A 16068-nucleotide genomic window follows, 5' to 3' on the forward strand; every position below is an offset into this window, starting at 1 on the left:
TTGCGCTCTCTTGAAGCGTGCTCGTGCCTCGGCCTCGCCAAAACGTAGCGAGGCCGAAGCTGCAAGCGACAGCGTGACCGCCGCGCACCGGGCGTACAGGTCGGTAGCTGGAACCTCTCGCTGTGCGCTGATGCGCCACGCTTCAAGCACAGTTTCTGACTCGGGATAGGAGCGGCACCGTCTGCCGGGCAAGAACTGGTCTAAGCGAGCCCGCCACGGCTCGGTTGCAGACGCATACACCCACGAGCTTGGAGATAGGAAGGGCAACACCGACACGTGCGCCAACAGGCACGCATAATCGTCCGCGCGCGTTCCCGGCCCCAGCGAATCTAAATCCAACACCGTGGAAATGCGTCCGTCTGCAGTCAACAGGTTCGCCTCGAAAAAATCACCGTGCGCGGGCACCAACTGCGGGGTGGGAGTCAACATCGAATCGATTTGCTCCACTAAACGCGCGGCGGGTGCCTCCAAATCTGCTATTGACTGCCCAATCGCCTTCGCATGGTGGCGCCGCCTATCCGTCCACGACTTCTGGCGCGGCAAATCCGCCACCGCCGGTGGAAGCGCGTCCAAAACCTCTTTTATCTGACCGAACATGCGCGCCGCCTGCAACGGCTTTTGCGAAATCAGATTCGCAAGCGGCGCCCCCTGCCCGTGCGCCTGCACAATCACGCCCTCACTAGGAGTGCCGAGCACGGGTGCAAACGGAAAGTCAGAACCCTCCAAAGTAGAAATTGCCTGCAACAGGGGCTGTTCCAAACCCGGCCGCAACACCTTTGCCCACGCGCGCGGCTGGGCCCCATCGCTCACGCGCACCATCGCCCTGCGGGTCGGGCGGTAAACCACCCTCTTCAAATGTGGATCAGCGATGTCAGTAAACGCGCGCACCTTCGCCGGATCGCTCGCCCAAACCAGGCCCGGTAACTCCGGATCCCGCGGTAGCGTCCACACACTAACCTGCACCGGCGCGAGCTCTGGATCCGCGCCGAGGATTTTCGGGTCCACCCGCAACGACGCAGCAGATCCGTGGCGTACCCGCTCCGTTGAGGCCACCGTCCAAACCACCATCGCCTGCCCAGCACTTGCCAAATGCACCTCGAACACGATGGAGGCACCCGCATTGGGCCGCGCATGGGTTGAAACCACCTGCCACGAAGCGACTTCGTAATCGCTCAAATAACGCAAACCATGCAAGACCTGCCCAGGTGGCAACGGGGGCGCCGAACGCAAAGCCGCGCCAATCAACTCCCGCGCGCCCTCGCCGGCCATGAACTCCAGCAATCTCCGATGCGAAATCACAATCCAATCCCATCACACAGGTGGTTAATTAGCTGTGTTTCGTGGAAGACTTTAGGCATGAAAGACCTAGCTGCCCTTCCCAAAGCCCACCTGCACCTGCACTTCACCGGTGCGATGCGGCCCGCAACTATGGTTCAGCTAGCGCAGCAAATGCGGATCCGCCTGCCCCACCACCTCCTCGAAAACGACCCCATGCGCGTGCCCGCAAACGCACGCGGATGGTTCAGATTCCAACGCTCCTACGACTCCGCCAGAGCGCTCGTGCGCACCGAAGAAGTCATGCGCCGCATTGTCCGCGAGGCCGCCGAGGATGACGCCGCCGAGGGCTCGCGCCGCCTCGAAATTCAGGTGGACCCCACCTCCTATGCCCCGTGGGTTGGCGGCCTCACCCCCGCCCTCGAAATAGTCTTGGACGAAGCCAAAATCGCCAGCCGCGAGACCGGGGTGGACATCGGCGTAATCGTTGCGGCCTCACGCATCCGCCACCCCCTCGACGCGCGTATCCTTGCACGCCTCGCCGTCCAATACGCCGGCGACCAACCCGGCGAAGTGGTTGCCTTCGGCCTATCCAACGATGAAACCGCGGGAGACACCTCCCAGTTCTCCGCCGCTTTCCGCATCGCGCGTCGCGGCGGCCTAAAAGGCGTGCCCCACGCGGGCGAGCTACTCGGGCCCGCGCACGTGCGCGACGTAGTCACCCACCTTAAGCCCCAGCGGCTTGGCCACGGCGTGCGCGCCTACGAAGATCCTGAACTACTCGCCCGCCTCGTCGACGAAAACATTGCGTTCGAAGTGTGCCCCACCTCCAACGTATCGCTCGGGGTGTTCCAAAACCTTGACGAAGTGCCCCTGCGCACCATGTTTGACGCGGGCGCCACCATTGCCCTTGGGGCCGACGATCCGCTGCTATTTCGCTCTCGACTGCTAGACCAATACAAGTTCGCCCGAGCCGCGGGATTCTCTGATTTTGAACTGGCATCCCTCGCGCGTTCTTCAATCGAGGTATCCCTGGCCTCACCCACCAACAAGGCACACTGGAAGGGGGAGATCGACCAGTGGCTACACGGGCCAGACGACGCCGCTACGCCAGACGAATGCACGGGCGACGCGTTTCAACACTGAAGGGAAGCAATGAGCGACTACACCGTCACGAACTCCCTCGTTTCCATTGGCGACGGGATCCTCATGCGAGTACACCGCTTTCGGCGCGACTTCGTTGACGAGGGCGCTCCCACGTTCGTCCTCGTTCACGGCATCGGCGTCTCATCCGAATACTTCGTTCCGTTAGCACAGCTACTGGTTGAGCATGGCGATGTGATCACGCTTGACCTGCCCGGCTTCGGTGACACCACGCGCCCACCCCACCCACTGTCCATCGCCGGATTTGCCGCCGCCGCACACAAAATCATGCGCTTCGAAGACGTAAAAAATCCCGTCATGCTGGGCCACTCGATGGGCGCGCAAGTAGTTACCGAAATGGCGGCGCGTGATCCCGAGTGGATCAACCGCATCCTCCTCATCGGCCCGCCCGTCAACGCCCTAGAGCGCACATTCACCCAAGTGGGACTGCGCTTCATGCAGTCCTCTATCTTCGAACCCTTCGAAGTGAGCCGATTCGCGGTAGGCGCGTACCTGCGCTCCGGCCTCCCCTGGTTCATGGAAACCCTGCCGCAAATGGTTGCCTATCCCATCGGTCTGCGCCTGGCCGACGCCTGCGCTCGCACATACCTCATGCGCGGCCAGCACGACGCTGTGGCACCGCGCGCTTGGCTTGAAGACTTGCGCCTCGCCGCTGTCAGCAGCACCGGCGTGGACGCACTAATTTTTGAAGTCGAGGACGGCGCGCACTCCGTTATCGTTGCGCACGCCGACGAGGTGGCCCGCGCCCTCATCACCCTATCTCAAGAGCCGCCTGTAGAAAGCCTGACCAAAGGACAAACTGCGGCCGGGCAGGAGCAGGTCAAACAGCTTACCGAAGCCGCAGCCAGCCCCTCGCGCACGGTTGAAAAAGAAAGCGGAGTATGGGAGCAGCTGCGTGAACACTCGGTAGCCTCTCCGCCGCTGTGGGCAGCCGTGCCGATCGCCCTCACCGATTACGCTCGCTCCGGCGTGCAGGCGGTGCGCGCCGCCCTGATTCGCAGCCGACTTGCCGGGCAATCCGCCGAAGCTTTGCGACTAGAGGGAGCTCCAGTTTGCATCGGCATTCCCGGCATCATCGAAACCAGCGAGCACCTGCACGTTGCCGGTCACGCCCTGCGCGGCGCCGGATGGGACGTACACTTCGTGCCCGCCCTCGATCACCTAAACGGGCCCATTACCCTCTTTGCCCGTAGGTTAGAAAAATACCTCGTCGATGAAAACCTGCAGGACGTTGTGCTGTTCGCACACTCCAAGGGCGGGCTCATCGGCAAAACCGTCATGACCGGCCCGCAGGGCTGGCGCATCCGCGCCATGGTCACACTGGGCACGCCTTACGCGGGATCTCCCCTGGCTAACTACGCCCCCAAACTGCTACGGGTTGCTGACATGCGCACCGATGCTCTCAGCCTGCGAACGCAGTACGAAGACATTCGCGTGAATCCGCGCATAACCTCAATCCAAGCCCGATGGGACCAGCAAGTCCCCACCGGCTCGTGGCTACCTGGCGCGCGCGTAGTCACTGCCAACATCTACGGTCACAACAACCTGCTCACGGCACCCGAATCCGTGCGAGTGCTCGTAGCTGAATTGGAACGTCACAAGCCACGCGTGTAAGCGCTGTTTAAGCGTTGGCCGCGAGCGGCGGCAAATCCCAGCCCACGCAAACAGGTTCGGGAACCAGCTCGATCTGCCACTTCTTCCACACTCCATCGCGCACCGCCTCAGCAAGGCGCGCCACGTCCTGAAGGGAAGCCGACCCCGTATTCGAGATTGCTAGGACATGGTCCGAGGACAACGCCGCCCCCGAAGCTGGATCCAACTTAAACCCGCGGTCAAAACCCGAATGATTAATCAACCAGGCAGCCGAAACCTTGACCACGCCCTCCTCAACGCTGTCCGCATCAGGCACGCTACCTGCAGCCGCAACCTTGCGGACCGGGAACACCGGAGCCTCCTGCGGCAGTTGTTTAGCCGCGTCTTTCGAAATGATCGGATTTGTGAAGAAAGAGCCCGTGGACCACGTATTGCGATTCGCGTCATCAAGCACCATCGACTTGCCCCGACGTAGCTCCAACACCGCCTCACGCACATCCCGCTGATCCGCGCGATCACCAACCTGCACGCCAAGGGCCTGCGCCAACTGGCCATAGTCAATCGGCAAAGACAGCGAGGCGTGCGTGAACTGGAACTCCACCCACAACACAATCCAGCGGCCCGTTGGCCCCCACAAACGCCCCTGCGACAGCGACGAATCATACGTTGAACGCTTGAGCACCGACGTGCGGTAACCAAACTCTAAATCAGTTAACACTAGCGTCTTCCGGCGCTTCTCCAGCCGGTCATAAACACGGATCGCCGAGATCGTATCCGCAACCTCTTTGCCGTAAGCCCCCACATTCTGCACCGGCGATGCACCCACAGTTCCCGGAATGCCAGACAGAGCCTCCAAGCCCGACCAATCATTCTGCACCGCGGCGGCCACGAACTCATCCCACGCCATGCCCGCATCCACACGAACCACAGCGCCGCCACAGCCCGTGTCATGCACCAGCGTGTAGCCCGAGCGGCCATCGCGCACCACAACACCTGCAAACGGCTCATCCGCCACCAGCAGATTCGAACCGCCGCCCAGCATCAATACCAGCTTGCCTGCCTCATCTGCGGCACGCACCGCCTCAACAATCTCATCCTCACTACGCGCAACAACAAAGCTTTCCGCTTCACCGCCCACGCCCAGCGTGGTCCAATCAGCCAGGCGCTTCGAACCCTCGTCATACTGACGATTCGACTGCACCGGCGTCACCGGACTCGGATTCTCAGTCCGTGGGAAAAAGCTACACGTATCCATATCGACCTCTCTCACGCCCGTTCACTAGTCGATGGCGCAAGCAGAGCCAAACCGGCAGTGCCTACGCCTCCTCATCAATATAACGGGCCAAGTACAAAGACAACAGCACCGGAAGCGCAACAAAACCCAGCGCATTACGGTAGCCCACCCACTGTGCAATATGACCAATCACCGGCGGGCCAACCAAGAACGCGCCATAACCAATGGTGGCCAGCACCGAAATGCGGGCGGCCGTCATCTTCGGATCCGTTGAAAGCGCCGAGGCCGCCGTGGGGAACCCCAGCGAAGCACCGATAGCCCAGCCCGCAATACCCGCCACAGCCAGCCACGGCCACGGCGATAGTGCAAACAGGATCAATCCCACTACCGCAATCGCGAGGAACACCTGAAGCATCGGGCGCGGGCTCCACCGCCGTTGCATGCGCGGCGTTAAAAGCCTAGCTGCTGTCAACACCGCCAAGAAGAAGGCAAGCGCTGCAGTACCCATCGCGTGCGAAACATCGAAACCATCAACAACCGCCAGAGGAATCCAGTCGTTTGCCGCGCCCTCTGTCAAGCCCGTTCCGATAACCATCACGCCGATCAAAATCGTGCGCTTCTCACGCCACGCAGCCTTTGTGCGCTTCGCGTTTGACGCACCCGACTCGTCCGTTGATATTGCTGCCACAATCCACTGCGGCACATACATCAGCCCCGTTAAAAACATGAGGACGATGGTTGCAACAATTACGCCGAGCAGGTGGGCTTCTACTCCCACATGCAAGTACGTCATCAGCACACCCGATAATGCAGCAGTTACCGTACCAATCGAGTAGGCAGCGTGATACCACGGCATAACTCTCCTACGCGAGAGCGCCTCAACGTAACCGGCCAAAATATTCATGGTCGTATTTGCCACGGAAGTGCCGACATTTGCTACGAACAGAGAAATAGCGAGAAGCAAAATATTGCCTTGATCGAGAGTTACGATCACCGCCAACATTCCCACAGACCACAGTAAAAAGCCCGCCCACGCCGTCACTCGCGGGCCGAAACGACCCGCGATTGGTCCCGTAGATGGAAGTGCGAGAACCGAACCCAACGAGCCAATCAGGAGGACGTTGCCTAGCATTGCCGGATCCAACGAAAAAGCATCCCGAATAGACGGGATACGCGAAAGAAATGAAGCGAGGGTGAATCCAGAAAAAAAGAACGTTATCGCCGTCGCATACGACGCGCGCGTGTACACAACTGAATCCGGCCTAGGAATATCCACTGCATCCCCCTCTTCTAACCTGATAGTACAGGCCCGCAAAGCGCAAACACGAGTTTGCGCAAAACAAAAGAGCCCCCATAACACTGGGGGCTCTCAAACCCGAACTTAGCGAGTTTCGCGGTGCAGCTTAGATGAGCGGCAACGCGGGCAATACTTCATAAGCTCGAGACGATCCGGCGTGTTACGACGGTTCTTCTTCGTAATGTAGTTGCGCTCCTTGCACTCCGAGCAGGCCAGAGTAATCTTAGGGCGAACGTCAGAAGCCTTGCTAGCCATCCCTTTTCCTTTCAATCTGCTCGGCGTTTCCTCATTGAGGATGAGCCGGTAGCGGGGGCGGGGCTCGAACCCGCGACCTCACGATTATGAGTCGTGCGCTCTCACCAACTGAGCTACCCCGCCGCTTGGGGGTTTGTAAACACTGCCTGTGCCCACAAACAGAGCCCCGAAAGGGAATCGAACCCTTGACCTTCTCCTTACCATGGAGATGCTCTGCCGACTGAGCTATCGGGGCAACGCGTGCAACTTTACTCGAATATAAGCCGCGGGGGCAACCCGCAGAACCGAGTTAATCGTCACACAGCCTTTCGGCTTGTGGCGGAGGAGGGATTTGAACCCCCGAAGCATAACGCGGCTGATTTACAGTCAGCTCCCTTTGGCCGCTCGGGCACTCCGCCATCGTCTCAAACATTCACAGCTTGGCGACGCCAATGAAGACTATCAAACCTCAACTGCAAAACGCCAATTCATTCAGGCATAAAACCGCGGTTAGTGACGCATGTCCTACACGCGCGCCAACCGTGCCTCGAAAACCTAATATCCAGCCATCCGCTCAAGACGCTCAATGCGCTTTTCCATAGGCGGATGCGTGGAGAACAAACTGCGCATACCCGCTCCCCTAAACGGGTTAGCGATCATCATCGCAGCGGTAGTTTCACGCGACGGAGAAGGCTGTAGCGGCGACATTGTATTGCCCCGCTCTAACTTGCGAAGCGCTGAAGCAAGCGCCAACGGATCCCCCGATAACTCAGCACCATCATGGTCGGCGTCAAACTCGCGCGTCCTCGACACCCCCATCTGCAGCATCGTGGCTGCAAACGGAGCCAACAGAATCATCAATAAACCCGCTATCGGATTGCTGCCCTCGTTATTTCGACCGCCGCCGAAGAAAAACGCGAACTGAGCGATCGACGTTATTATTTGCGCCATGCCAGCAGCTATCGTTGACGTCAAAATATCGCGGTTATACACGTGGCTAAGCTCGTGCCCAAGCACCGCCCTAAGCTCCCTATCATCCAATATCTGCATAATGCCGCTAGTGCAACAAACCGCGGCGTTCTGCGGGTTTCGGCCCGTTGCAAACGCATTCGGAGTGCTCGTTGGTGCAATATATAAGCGAGGCTGCGGCTGACCTGCACGTGCAGAGAGCTCCTCTACCATCGCGTACAGCTGCGGGGCCTCCTGCGGCGTCACCGGCTGAGCCCCCATCGACCGTAGCGCCAGCTTGTCCGAATTCCAATACGTGTACAGGTTCATACCAAACCCAAGCACAATCGAAACGAACAACCAGGAACTATTGCCAGTGCCGCGAGAAATAACCCAGCCAATAAGCACCACCAGCGCCCACATAGCCGTCAATAAGCCAGCCGTTTTCAAACCGTTTTTACTCATACTCAACCTCAAAGATGCCAAATCCTAGGACTTACCCTAAATGTGAATACTTAAAGATTGCTAAAAAACCGCCGAATAACCCATTAAATAAGCCCGTGGAGTCGCGACTTTAATCACCACCCCACGGGCTTAAACTGGGTTGAAAACTTTATTCGCCCGGCCGACCAATCAGATCCGTGTCCCCAAGATCCTGCCCCAGCGAGATACGAATCATAGCCTCGCGCGAAACCACCTTCACGCGTTCACGGCCACCGCGGCCACCAACGACCTCGCCGAAGTCTGCACCAAGCCTTTGCTCATACTCATCCAGAAGCTCCCAACCGTGCCACTCGGTGTAACGCACACCGCGCTCCTTAAGTAGCTCAATCATCGCGTCATGCCCAACGGCTGCCGAAGTCGCATGGAGCTTACCCGCCTCGGCGTCCTCCACCAGCATCGCAATCGTCTCTTGTGCGTCCGATTTTGTTGAGCCAATCAGACCCACCGGACCGCGCTTCACCCAACCGGTAGTGTAAAGACCCGTGACAGACTCACCCGCCTCGTCAACCACGCGCCCAGAAACGTTAGGAATCACGCCGTACTTATCATCAAACGGCACGCCTTCAATCGGGCTGGAGAAGTAGCCAATCGCGCGGTAAACCGCCTGCACCGGCGTTTCCACGAACTCTCCCGTACCGCTTACCGAACCGTCACCATTAAGCTTCGTGCGCTCCGTACGGATTGCCGCTACGTTACCTTGCTCATCCGCCACAATCTCACTAGGCGAATGGAACATGTGGATGTGAATGCGACGGCTGGCCGTGTGCTCATCCTCCATCGCATAGTTCGTCAGCGTCTTCACAACCTGCTTCGTCTGATTAGACGCGCGGATGGCCTCCTGAGAGCCCTCGTCAAAATCGAAGTCTTCCTCGTAAACGATTACATCCACGTCTGGCTGCTTCCCCAGTTCGCGAAGCTCTAGCGGCGTGAACTTCATCTGCGCCGGGCCTCGCCTACCAAACACATGCACGTCCGTCACCGGATTCTTAGCCAGGCCCTCGTACACGTTCTGCGCGATCTCGGTGGTCAGCATGTCATCCGCGTGTTTCGCGAGGACGCGCGCCACATCCAACGCCACATTACCTGCGCCAATGACCGCAATCTCCTTGGCCTCCAGCGGCCATTCACGCGGGTAATCCGGATGCGAGTCATACCAGTACACAAAATCCGCCGCGCCATACACCTGCGGCAGATCCGCGCCCGGAATGTTAAACGGCTTATCGCGATCCGAACCCGTTGCGAAAATCACGGCATCATAGTGCTCGTTAAGATCTTCAACAGTGATGTCCTTGCCCACGTGCACATTACCGAGCAGGCGAATATCGCCGCGCTGCAAAATCTTGTACAGCGCCACAATGATCTGCTTAATGCGCGGGTGATCTGGCGCCACACCGTAACGAACAAGGCCGTAGGGTGCGGGAAGCTGCTCGAACAGATCAATTGCCACGTCCAAACCGGACTTAGACAAAATGTCGGCCGCGTATATACCCGCCGGGCCGGCTCCAATAACAGCAACATTTAGTGGACGCGTAGAGCTCACTTACTTCCCTCGATCCTACGGATTAATAATGCAACCTATAGTTTACGAAAATGCGGGGCCTTATTTCTACAGGACTTCTCTCACTCCTGCGCCGCCCTGCGCTATTGTACCGATCAAAAACGCCCCTTTTGAAAGGGGCGTTTTACAAGTTCAGCTTGATTAAGCCATGCGGTCAACCGCCGCGTTGGCAAACTGAACCAAAGCTTCCTTCACCGGCGAATCCGGGATGGGCTCGAGTGCCTCCAAAGCTAGATCGGCCCATTCGCGGGCTTTTGCCCTCGTCTCGTCCAACACCTCGTGATGCTTCAAACGCTCTACAACAGAGGCAAGGAGGTCATCATCAGTGAGGTCACCACCGTCGATGTCAGCCAAGAGTTTCTTGCCATCTTCATCCAGGAGACCGGCCTCCGCGCGCCTACGCAAAAGGAGCACCGGCATCGTGGCAACGCCCTCAACCAAATCAGTTCCGGCGCTCTTCCCCGTCAGTGCTTCATCAGAGGCAAAATCAATCACGTCGTCAGCAATCTGGAACGCCACGCCAACCCGCTCACCGAAGACGCACACCGCATCCACCAGCGCATCGTCCGCATCTGATAACCAACCGCCAAACACAGCGGATGCGGCGATCAAAGAACCGGTCTTATCTGCCAATACTTGAATGTAGAAGTCGACCGGATCCGCGTCTCCCGGACCAAACGTCTCGTGAAGCTGGCCCATGCAGAGGCGCTCAAAAGTCTGTGCGTGATACTCAATGATCCTCTGACCCAGCTTCGACACCAAAAGCGAAGCCCGCGAAAACAATACGTCTCCGGCCAAGATAGCTCGGTTGTTGCCCCACTGTAGTTGAGTTGCAGTCACGCCCCTACGCTGTGGTGCCGCGTCCATTACATCGTCATGGTAAAGCGTTGCCAGGTGGGTCAGCTCAACCGCGGTTGCAGCTGCCACGATCTGATCAGAAGCAGGCTGGCCTTCACTACCCAAATGCGCACAAATGAGAGTAAGTGCAGGGCGCAACCGCTTCCCACCAGCTTTAGCAAGGTGAGAGAGGAGCTCGTGGATAAGGTCATCCGACCCCTTCACCGAATCAGTGAGCAACTGCTCAACTCGGGAGAGGTCGGATGACACCTGCTCTTCTAGAGCTTCAAGCGAAAACTTCGAATCCGTCACGGTAGCAATACAACCACATTTGCCAACGCATCAAGAATCGGCTGCGGGAACACGCCCAGCAGGATCGTTGCCACAGCGGCGACAACAACTGCAATGAACGTGTAGCCTTCCGACTTCACAACCACGGTGTTTTCACTAGGTTCGGTGAAGAACATGAGAACCACCAGACGGAAGTAGTAGAACGCCGTGATTGCCGAAGCTACGAGAGCCAGGATTACAAGGCCGGTATAGCCAGCGGAGATACCATCTGCAAACACTACGAACTTGCCGATGAATCCGGACGTTAGCGGGATACCCGCAAACGAGAGTAGGAAGATCAGCATGGCGCCAGCCACGAACGGCGACTTGCGGCCAAGACCAGCCCAGCGGGAGATCTCGGTAGCCTCACCCGTAATGTTCGCGTTCTCATCAGCTTGACGCACCAGTGCAACCACGCCGAACGCACCAACCGTGGCGATGCCGTAACCCAGCAGGTAGAACAGGACCGAACCCGCGCTACGCGAGGTGGCCGCCAGAACTCCAATGAGAACGAAGCCGGCGTGAGCGATCGATGAGTACGCGAGTAGTCGTTTAATGTCGGTCTGAACCAGACCAACGAACGTACCGATCGCGATGGTGAGCGCTGCAACCGCTGCGAGGATCCAAATCAGATCCCATTCGAGGCGGACACCGATGGTCAGGTAAATACGAACCATCGTCGCAAAAGCCGCAACCTTAACGGCTGCCGCCATGAAACCAGTAATCGGCGTTGGAGCACCCTGGTAGACATCTGGCGTCCACGCGTGGAAAGGTGCGGCACCAACCTTAAACAGAAGGCCGACCATAACCATGAACACACCAACGATGAGCATCCAGTCCATGCCCGGGATCATCGGAACCTTGACCGAGATTTCGCTCAGGACCACCGAACCAGAGAAGCCGTACAGGAGCGCGCCACCCATCAGGACAAACGCGGATGCGAATGCGCCGAGAAGGAAGTACTTCAGCGCAGCCTCCTGTGACAGCTGGCGACGACGGCGAGCCGTTGCCACCAGAATGTACAGGGGTAGGGAGAGCACTTCGAGGGCAACAAACAGTGCGATCAGCGTGTTTGCCGCGGGGAACACCATCATGCCGCCAAGAGAGAACAGCACTAGTGGGAAGATTTCAGTACGCTGGTAGCCCTTCGCGATCGAGAGGTCTTCATCCGACGAACCGGGGCGATCCGAAGGCTGGGCAGCAAATGCTCCATCACCGAGCTCAGAACGATCCGCGATTACGAGGAGCGCTAGGAACGCTACAACCAAAAGCAACGCCTGGGTTGCGAGCGTTAGCGTATCTTCGATGTACTCCCCGTGTGCTAGAGGAGTCTGTGCGATCTCGGTCCAGCGCGCCACGATGGCGACGAACGAGACCACTACCGCAATGATCGAAAGCAGAACCTGCGTACCGCGGCGGGCCTTGTGCGGCACAAACGCTTCAACAAGGACGCCGATTACAGCGGCTCCGAGAACGATCAGAATTGGGGCAAATGAGACCCAGGCGATCTGCGGGGCTTGAGTTACAAGATCCATTAGTTGTTGCTCCCTTCCGTGCCATCGAGCAGAGTGGATGCTCCGGCGCTGTTAACGAGCTCAATGCGCGGCTGCAGGTGCTCAATAGCACCGTCAGCAACCGGGTTGAGCGCACTTACCAGAGGAGCAGACCAAATACCGAGAACAACCATTGCCACGATAAGCGGGGCGATTACGCCCTTCTCGCGCATGTTCATGTCGGTGAACTTCTCTGCATTTGTTGGCGGCCCCGTGAAGATCGCCTGGTATGGGATCAACAGGTAGAGAGCCGCTAGAACTACACCCAGCACCGCGAAGATGGCGGCCAGCGGGTTAATCTTCCACGTGCCAAGAAGCACCATGAACTCGGGCACGAAGCCTGACAAGCCCGGAAGCGCAACCGATGCGAGGCCGGCAACTAGCCAGGTGCCCGCAATGACCGGGGTTACGCGCTGCATGCCACGGTAGGCCGCGATCTCTCGCGTTCCTCCACGCTCGGTGAGGAAGCCGGAGATCAGGAACATCGCCGCGATCGAGACGCCGTGCGCAACCATGTAGAACATGGCGCCCACAAGAGCCACGTGCGAGCCGATGTAAATACCAAGGACCATGAAACCGAAGTGCGACACGGACGTGAACGAAACGAGTCGCATAAGGTCTTTTTGCCCAATGGCTGCCAGGCCGCCGTACAGAATCGAAATGACAGCGAGAACAATGATGACCGGAGCGGCCGCGCTCGAAGCATTCGGGAAGAGCGGCAGGGCCAGGGCGATCATTCCGTAGGTGCCGATCTTGTCGAGGACACCGACCAGCAGAACGGACGTGCCAGGCCGAGCAGCCGCAGCTGTATCGGGTAGCCACGTGTGAACTGGAACCATCGGGGCCTTAATCGCAAATGCGATAAAGAACGATATGAAGATCCACATCTCTACGTTCGACGCCATCGGCGTTCCGGAAAGATTTTCCATGAGGAACGCGTTTGGACCGTGATCGGAAACCACCCACAGGCCGATAACACCGGCAAGCATGATCAGGCCACCAAACAGCGAGTAGAGCAAGAACTTCAATGCTGCTGCGCGAGCGTTCTTGCCACCGAAACGGCCAATCATGAAGTACAGCGGAATCAGCATCGCCTCGAAAGCAATGTAGAACAGAACCACGTCGCGGGCCGCAAAGATCAGCACCATGAATCCCTCAAGAATGAGGATCAGAGCCATGTACATGCTGGACTGGCGAGCCCCGTCGCGCTTGCCCGCGTCCTCGCGCCAACCGGCGATGAGGACGATAGGTACGAGCGCAACCGCGAGTATGATCATCGCCATCGCGAGCTGGTTAACACCAAGACCCCAACTAACACCGATCGCTGGAATCCAGTTCTTTGTTTCAGCGAGCTGGTAAGCATTAGCAGCAGACCAGTCGAGGGCGGCCGCAGCCGCAACGCCAAGAGCCAGCTCGACGATCGACACCACGAGGGCGATGGGGCGACCGATAACGCGCAACGGCGCCACGGTTACCACCAAGATGCCCGCGATCATTGGTAGGGCGATCATAATGGACAGCCACGGGATTGAAGCTGCCGAGATAACTTGCATTTCCATCAGTTTCCTCCGCTCTTAAATCCGCGTTGCCAAAATGACGACTAGAGCTAGTAGAACGCCACCTGACACGTACGCCGCGTATGAGCGGACATAGCCGGTTTGTGCCTTCGATACGGCCCGTCCGGTGCCAGCCGCAAATTTTGCGAGGCCACGGACGATGCCGTCTACGAAGGAGTGATCTGCCGCGGTCACGCCACGCATGAGCGCCTGGCCGGGAACCATGAACAGACCTTCGTTGAGTTGATCCTGGTACAGGTCGTTGCGGGCCGCGTGAACGAGGGCTCCAGCTGCGGGCACAGCCTGTGAAACCTCGTCGCGTCCGTACTTCTTCCAGGCGTACAGCGCGCCGATAATCACGACGAGGAGTACGAGAACCTGAATTGCAATAACCGGTAGTACCGGCTCTGCGTGCACGGTCTCTCCAGTGACCGGCTCAAGCCAAGTAACGAACGTCGAGTTGATCGTGAGGAGACCGCCGAGGAACACTGCGCCAACCGCGAGAATAATCATCGGAACCGTCATTAACGGCGATGACTCGTGCGGCTGGATGGGTTCCCCCGCCATCGTCTTAGTCCAGCGGGCCTTGCCGTGGAACGTCATGAAGAACAGGCGAGACATGTAGAACGCGGTGATTCCTGCGCCAACGAGGGCAACCGTGCCGAAGACCCAGCCGGGCCAGGAAGCCTCAATGTTGCCGAAGTTACTGGCTGCGAAAGCTGCCTCGATAATCGGATCCTTTGACCAGAAGCCGGAGAACGGCGGTACGCCAAGGATTGCGAGCCAACCCATCATGAAGGTGATCCACGTGATATTCATTGCGCCCTTCAGGGCACCGAAGTTACGCATGTTCACCTGGTTGTCCATCGCATGCATCACCGAACCGGCGCCAAGGAACATGAGCGCCTTGAAGAAGCCGTGGGTGAACAGGTGGAAGATCGCAAACGCCCAACCGATTGGGCCCAGACCTGCACCGAGCATCATGTACCCGATTTGCGACATCGTGGATGCTGCAAGCACCTTCTTGATGTCATCCTTCGCGGTACCGACGATGGCTCCGAAGAGGAGGGTGATTGCACCCACGATTGCCACTACGGTTGCGGCGATCGGCGCTTGGACGTAGACGGCGCCGGAGCGCACGATCAGGTAGACGCCAGCGGTAACCATCGTTGCCGCGTGGATGAGGGCGGAGACCGGCGTGGGGCCGGCCATGGCGTCGCCCAACCAGGCTTGCAACGGGAACTGTGCGGACTTACCGGTTGCGGCAAGAAGCAGGAACAGGCCGATCAGAGTGGCCGCGCCCTGCGATGCGCCAGTTACCTCCGCCGATACCGTACGGAAGTCCACCGAGCTGAACTGGGCAAACATGACCATCATGGCCGCCAGCAGACCCATGTCGCCAACACGGTTCATGACGAATGCCTTCTTAGCCGCCGTGGCATATTCGGGAACGTAGTTCCAGAAGCCGATCAGCAGGTAGGAGGCCAGACCAACGCCTTCCCAACCGACGAACAGGATCGCGTAAGAGTTGCCGAGCACGAGGATCAGCATGGCCGCGATAAAGAAGTTCAGGTAGGCAAAGAACCTGCGGCGGTCCTTGTCATGTTCCATGTAGGCAATCGAGTACACATGGATGAGCGAGCCAACGAACGTGACCAGCATGACGAACGTCATTGACAGCGGGTCCATGAGGAGCCCGAAGTTTACCGTGAAGTCGCCAGCTGGGATCCACTCGAACAGGTTCATCTCCATCGAGCGTTCGGAGGGGGCCACGCCGAGCATCTGAATGATGATGGCCAGGCCGATACCGAACGAGGACCAGGATGCGAGGACGGCAAGCCAGTGGCCCCACCGATCAGACACGCGCCCCAGTAGGAGCAGAAGGATAGAAACCGCGAGTGGGATCGCGATCATCAACCAGCCCAGTGATGCTACGCCGGAGACCGCTGCGGCCTCGACGGGTGCCTGGGGAAGAAGCATGGAGT

12 protein-coding genes and 3 tRNA genes are annotated in these 16068 nt (G+C 58.6%); 2 read left to right on the forward strand and 13 right to left on the reverse strand.

Annotated elements, in window-relative coordinates:
• A partial coding sequence (locus HMPREF1628_RS01620; protein ID WP_156956819.1) for a phosphotransferase occupies nucleotides 1-1299 on the reverse strand: 1299 nt, incomplete at its 3' end.
• A gap of 57 nt (nucleotides 1300-1356) precedes the next feature.
• Here HMPREF1628_RS01620 and HMPREF1628_RS01625 point away from each other — a divergent pair.
• Together HMPREF1628_RS01625 and HMPREF1628_RS08570 are read left to right on the forward strand one after the other, a co-directional pair.
• Nucleotides 1357-2421 carry an adenosine deaminase gene (locus tag HMPREF1628_RS01625; RefSeq protein ID WP_034507087.1) on the forward strand — a complete coding sequence of 355 codons (1065 nt, stop codon included), beginning with the start codon at nucleotides 1357-1359 and terminating at the stop codon, nucleotides 2419-2421.
• Between the two features lie 9 nt (nucleotides 2422-2430).
• The gene (locus HMPREF1628_RS08570; RefSeq protein WP_052038756.1) at nucleotides 2431-4053 is read left to right on the forward strand and encodes an alpha/beta fold hydrolase; all 1623 of its coding nucleotides are present in this window, start codon (nucleotides 2431-2433) and stop codon (nucleotides 4051-4053) included.
• Nucleotides 4054-4060: 7 nt separating this feature from the next.
• Here the strand turns inward: HMPREF1628_RS08570 and HMPREF1628_RS01635 are convergent, their stop codons facing one another.
• The 12 genes from HMPREF1628_RS01635 to nuoL all read right to left on the reverse strand — a co-directional run bounded on the left by HMPREF1628_RS01635 (nucleotide 4061) and on the right by nuoL (nucleotide 16063).
• On the reverse strand, nucleotides 4061-5302 hold the full coding sequence (locus HMPREF1628_RS01635) for a UDP-N-acetylmuramate dehydrogenase (protein WP_232219349.1): 1242 nt from the start codon (nucleotides 5300-5302) through the stop codon (nucleotides 4061-4063).
• Between the two features lie 46 nt (nucleotides 5303-5348).
• Nucleotides 5349-6542: an MFS transporter gene (locus tag HMPREF1628_RS01640; RefSeq protein ID WP_052038757.1), complete on the reverse strand. Its 1194-nt coding sequence runs from the start codon at nucleotides 6540-6542 to the stop codon at nucleotides 5349-5351.
• A 105-nt stretch (nucleotides 6543-6647) separates the two neighbouring features.
• A complete protein-coding gene (rpmG, locus tag HMPREF1628_RS01645; protein ID WP_016444173.1) occupies nucleotides 6648-6818 on the reverse strand; it encodes a 50S ribosomal protein L33 in 171 nt (56 codons plus the stop codon).
• Nucleotides 6819-6867: 49 nt separating this feature from the next.
• Nucleotides 6868-6941 (reverse strand) — tRNA-Met (locus HMPREF1628_RS01650).
• 39 nt (nucleotides 6942-6980) lie between these two features.
• Nucleotides 6981-7053, reverse strand: a tRNA-Thr gene (locus HMPREF1628_RS01655).
• 81 nt (nucleotides 7054-7134) lie between these two features.
• Nucleotides 7135-7216: transfer RNA gene (locus HMPREF1628_RS01660), tRNA-Tyr, on the reverse strand.
• Nucleotides 7217-7352: 136 nt separating this feature from the next.
• A complete protein-coding gene (gene htpX, locus HMPREF1628_RS01665) occupies nucleotides 7353-8210 on the reverse strand; it encodes a zinc metalloprotease HtpX (protein ID WP_034507092.1) in 858 nt (285 codons plus the stop codon).
• A gap of 148 nt (nucleotides 8211-8358) precedes the next feature.
• Nucleotides 8359-9789, reverse strand: a complete 1431-nt coding sequence (locus HMPREF1628_RS01670; RefSeq protein WP_034507094.1) for an FAD-dependent oxidoreductase — start codon at nucleotides 9787-9789, stop codon at nucleotides 8359-8361.
• A gap of 159 nt (nucleotides 9790-9948) precedes the next feature.
• Entirely contained in the window at nucleotides 9949-10956 is a 1008-nt protein-coding gene (locus HMPREF1628_RS01675) for a polyprenyl synthetase family protein (protein WP_034507098.1), read from the reverse strand.
• Nucleotides 10953-12509, reverse strand: a complete 1557-nt coding sequence (gene nuoN / locus HMPREF1628_RS01680) for an NADH-quinone oxidoreductase subunit NuoN (RefSeq protein ID WP_034507100.1) — start codon at nucleotides 12507-12509, stop codon at nucleotides 10953-10955. The genes HMPREF1628_RS01675 and nuoN overlap by 4 nt, the downstream gene beginning before the upstream one ends.
• Nucleotides 12509-14086, reverse strand: coding sequence for an NADH-quinone oxidoreductase subunit M (locus tag HMPREF1628_RS01685; RefSeq protein ID WP_052038758.1), 1578 nt, complete (start codon nucleotides 14084-14086; stop codon nucleotides 12509-12511). The genes nuoN and HMPREF1628_RS01685 overlap by 1 nt, the downstream gene beginning before the upstream one ends.
• A 15-nt stretch (nucleotides 14087-14101) precedes the next feature.
• Complete coding sequence (gene nuoL, locus HMPREF1628_RS01690) at nucleotides 14102-16063, reverse strand: NADH-quinone oxidoreductase subunit L (protein ID WP_034507316.1); 1962 nt, start codon at nucleotides 16061-16063, stop codon at nucleotides 14102-14104.
• Between the last annotated feature and the right edge of the window lie 5 nt (nucleotides 16064-16068).

This window comes from Actinomyces sp. S4-C9, assembly GCF_000758775.1.
GTDB lineage: Bacteria > Actinomycetota > Actinomycetes > Actinomycetales > Actinomycetaceae > Gleimia > Gleimia europaea.

Excerpts from the sequence above, each read along its gene's own strand:
- HMPREF1628_RS01625 (WP_034507087.1), top strand. The coding sequence starts at position 1,357 with ATGAAAGACCTAGCTGCCCTTCCCAAAGCCCACCTGCACCTGCACTTC.
- HMPREF1628_RS08570 (WP_052038756.1), top strand. The coding sequence starts at position 2,431 with ATGAGCGACTACACCGTCACGAACTCCCTCGTTTCCATTGGCGACGGG.
- rpmG (WP_016444173.1), bottom strand. The coding sequence starts at position 6,818 with ATGGCTAGCAAGGCTTCTGACGTTCGCCCTAAGATTACTCTGGCCTGC.
- htpX (WP_034507092.1), bottom strand. The coding sequence starts at position 8,210 with ATGAGTAAAAACGGTTTGAAAACGGCTGGCTTATTGACGGCTATGTGG.
- nuoN (WP_034507100.1), bottom strand. The coding sequence starts at position 12,509 with ATGGATCTTGTAACTCAAGCCCCGCAGATCGCCTGGGTCTCATTTGCC.
- HMPREF1628_RS01685 (WP_052038758.1), bottom strand. The coding sequence starts at position 14,086 with ATGGAAATGCAAGTTATCTCGGCAGCTTCAATCCCGTGGCTGTCCATT.
- nuoL (WP_034507316.1), bottom strand. The coding sequence starts at position 16,063 with ATGCTTCTTCCCCAGGCACCCGTCGAGGCCGCAGCGGTCTCCGGCGTA.